Below are 3220 nucleotides of genomic sequence, written 5' to 3'. Positions count from 1 at the left end.
ACCCTGGCTACCAGACAAGATCCAGTTCGTTGGGGCAGTAATCCTGACCGCGGAAACACCTGGCCGGACCTGGGCGCCTACCTCTTGCTCGAAGATCGGCAGATGTCCGCGATCTCCGTGAGCGACGGCACTGCTGATCTTCCAGAACATCAGCATGAGGTCCATCTCGTCGTCCTTGAGCCCCGTCGTCTCGCTCGCAGAGCGCACCATTTCTGTTGCGCTCACCTCCTTGATCGCCTGCGCCCGGTCGATGACCGCCCGCGTACGGGGTCATCGCGTGGTTGCGGTTGTCAACGACGCCTGAAAACTGACCCCTTTTCGACGTTTGAAAACTGACCCCCTGCGCGATCTTGGCTTGCTGGAGGCGGCTGACGCGTGCTGCTCTTGGCCGCCGGAGATGGTGGCCAGGAAAGGGGTGTCGATGATGGCCGATGAGTTGGTGCAGCAGCGGTTGCTGCGGTGGAGGGCGGGGGTGCTGGTGCAGGTACTGGATACCCATCGTGGGCTGCCGGTGTTGACCTGGACGGTTACCCCGCGGGCGTTGATGGGTCACGCGGATCTGTGCGAGGTCGACTCTGGCCTGGGTCGGCGGGTGTTCACGGCGTGGGCGGATGCGTTGCCGGCGTGCGAGGGTGCCGATCCGGCGCCGGTGCTCGACGATGGTGGTGTGACCCGGTTGCGGGCGATCCGGCGGGTCAACGGGGTGCCGCTGGTGTTGACCGCCGCCGTGCACCCATTCTGACCAAGGGCAGGGTGCTCAGGTGTCGGTCTTGGCGGCGGGGATCCGGCCCAGGTCGCCGCGGTTGCGTAGCCGGTAGCTGTCGCCCTTGAGGGAGATGACCTCGGCGTGGTGCACGAGCCGGTCGATCATCGCGGCGGCGACCACGTCGTCGCCGAACACCTCGCCCCAGCGGCCGAACGGCTTGTTGGACGTGACGATCAGGCTGGCCCGTTCGTAGCGGGCCGAGACCAGCTGGAAGAACAGGTTCGCCGCTTCCGGTTCGAACGGGATGTAGCCGACCTCGTCGACGATCACCAAAGGGGTGCGGCCGAGTTTGGTGATCTCGGCTTGCAGCCGGCCTTGCTGGTGGGCGGTAGCGAGCCGGGCGACCCATTCGGCGGCGGTGGCGAACGCGACCCGGTGCCCGGCCTGGCAGGCCCGGATCCCCAGCCCGATGGCCAGCATCGTCTTGCCCGTGCCGGGCGGGCCGAGGAAGATCGCGTTCTCTTTCGCGGTGATGAAGTCCAGGGTGCCCAGGTGCGCGATGGTCTCGCGTTTCAGGGACCGCTGGTGATCGAAGTCGAACTCTTCGAGGGCTTTGCGGGCCGGGAACCTCGCGGCCCGGATCCGGCCTTCACCGCCGTGCGAGTCGCGGGCGGAGACTTCGCGTTGCAGGCAGGCAGCCAGAAACTGCTCGTGGGTCCAGCCCTCCGAACGCGCCCGCTCGGCCAACCGCTCGACGCTGTCGCGCAGCGTCGGCGCTTTCAACGCCCGAGTCAGGTAGGCGATCTCCGCGAGGGTCTGCGCTTGTGTCGGCCCAGCCGCCGCGCTGGTCGTGGTCCTGGTGGCCATCACGCCACCCGCCCTTCGTCGTCGAGCCCGAACGCCCGGTCATAGGCGGACAGATCACGTTCCTGCACCTCGTCGGCCGCGGGTCCGCGACCGGCCGGGCGGCGGTCCTGGAACGCCCGGCGCATGACGTCAGCGGCTCGGCGGTGAGCCGGGTCGGTGATGCTCTGCTGCCGCACCCAGCACCGCTGATGTTCAGCAACCAGCACCCCGCCCCGCCGGACACGAACCGTGTCCAGGTCAGCGAACACCTCGACCCGCTGCCCCACCGCACCCGGGTGCACCGAATAGTCGCAGGAATCCAGCCGCACGTAATGATCGCGGGGCAGGACCACACTGTTACGCCAGCCGATCGTCGCCACGTCGATCGGTGGCAGCACACCCATCGCGGCCCGGTCCGCGCCGATCCGATCCGTTGCCGCCGCACCCTGCAAGCTGCGCCGTTTCCGGCCGTTGGCCCGAACCAGGAACTCGGCCATCTGGGCGTTGAAATCGGCCGGGTCCGCGAACCGGCGCCCGGGCAGGAACGAGGTCTCGAAGTACCCGTTGGTCCGCTCCACCTTCCCCTTGGTCTCCGGATCCCGCGGCCGGGTCACATACACCCGGGTGCCCAAAAGCCCCCGCAACACCGCGAACTGTCGCGTCAGCTTCGGGTCGTCGCCGCGATGCCGGCCCACCCCGCCCTCGTTGTCCCACACCAGCAACCGGGGCACTCCACCGAGCTGCTGGATCACGGCCCACTGACCCAGCACCAGATCCTCGGCGGCCCGGGTCGGGATCATCACCGCCGCCCGCCACTGCGAATACCCCGAGGTCAGCACCAGCACCGGCGGCACCCCCACCTGGCCATCCCCCAACGGGACCTGTGCCGGCGGGAACCACAGATCACACTGCCCGATCTCGCCCGGCTCATACGTCGTCCGCGACGCCGGATCGGTCGGGGCATACACCGGCCGCAACAGGTGCACCCGCTCCTTGAGCACCGTCATCGACCGACCCCAGCCGATCCGCTCCGCGATCACGGTCGCCGGCATGTCCGGGAACTCCTTGAGCAACGCCCGGATCTGCGGCTCCACCGCGTCCACGATCGACCCGGTCCCCGCCCGCACATACCGCGGCGGCTGCACCGACCGCACCGCACTACGCACCGTGTTCCGGGCCAGATGCAACTTCCGCGCGATCGCCTTGATCGACATCCGCTCAGCCCGATACAACCGGCGGATCTCCGCCCACTCCTCCAACGTGATCACCCTCCCAGATAGTGGACGGGCAGGGGGTCAACTTTCACCCGTCCATAGAGGGTCAGTTTTCAGGCGCCGTCGACAGCGACTTTCGCAGCGGCCCGATCTGCGAGTCTTACACGCCTACGACGCCAACCCGCGTGAGGTGTCCGGCCAGGAACTTGAAGCGCTACTCAAGCGAGTGAGCGCCTTCGCAGCCGGCGAGGCTCCCCCTCACAGCGCCTTCTGGCTGGCTGAGTTCCGAAACCAGATTCGGCAAGTCATGCTCGTCATCGAAGAGGCGTGCTGACGCAGTCGTTGTTGGCGACGGTGGAGTCCAGCGTGACCGAATGCCCTCAACTCGGCAGTTCGGCGCGTCGGCTGCTGGCCGACCACCAGCGTGACGGGCCGTCCCGGGTGGTGTGCGACC

Annotated in this window: 4 protein-coding genes; 1 reads left to right on the top strand and 3 read right to left on the bottom strand. The window is 67.9% G+C overall.

All coding sequences use genetic code 11. The features are described from left to right. Positions 1-225 (bottom strand): hypothetical protein (locus VGJ14_09540; GenBank protein HEY2832656.1); only part of this gene is annotated, 225 nt, incomplete at its 3' end. 199 nt (positions 226-424) lie between these two features. On the opposite strand from VGJ14_09540, the gene VGJ14_09535 reads away from it, so the two are divergent. Further along, positions 425-742: a hypothetical protein gene (locus VGJ14_09535; GenBank protein HEY2832655.1), complete on the top strand. Its 318-nt coding sequence runs from the start codon at positions 425-427 to the stop codon at positions 740-742. Positions 743-757: 15 nt separating this feature from the next. Here VGJ14_09535 and istB read toward each other — a convergent pair whose 3' ends face one another. Both istB and istA read right to left on the bottom strand, forming a co-directional pair. Next, positions 758-1573: an IS21-like element helper ATPase IstB gene (gene istB / locus VGJ14_09530; GenBank protein ID HEY2832654.1), complete on the bottom strand. Its 816-nt coding sequence runs from the start codon at positions 1571-1573 to the stop codon at positions 758-760. After that, a complete protein-coding gene (istA, locus tag VGJ14_09525; GenBank protein HEY2832653.1) occupies positions 1573-2820 on the bottom strand; it encodes an IS21 family transposase in 1248 nt (415 codons plus the stop codon). Before istA ends, istB begins: the two co-directional genes overlap by 1 nt. Positions 2821-3220 lie beyond the last annotated feature (400 nt).

This window comes from Sporichthyaceae bacterium (genome assembly GCA_036493475.1).
Lineage (GTDB): Bacteria > Actinomycetota > Actinomycetes > Sporichthyales > Sporichthyaceae > DASQPJ01.
Note: the sequence above shows the minus strand (reverse complement) of the source record. Positions and strands in the feature narration are given on the sequence as shown.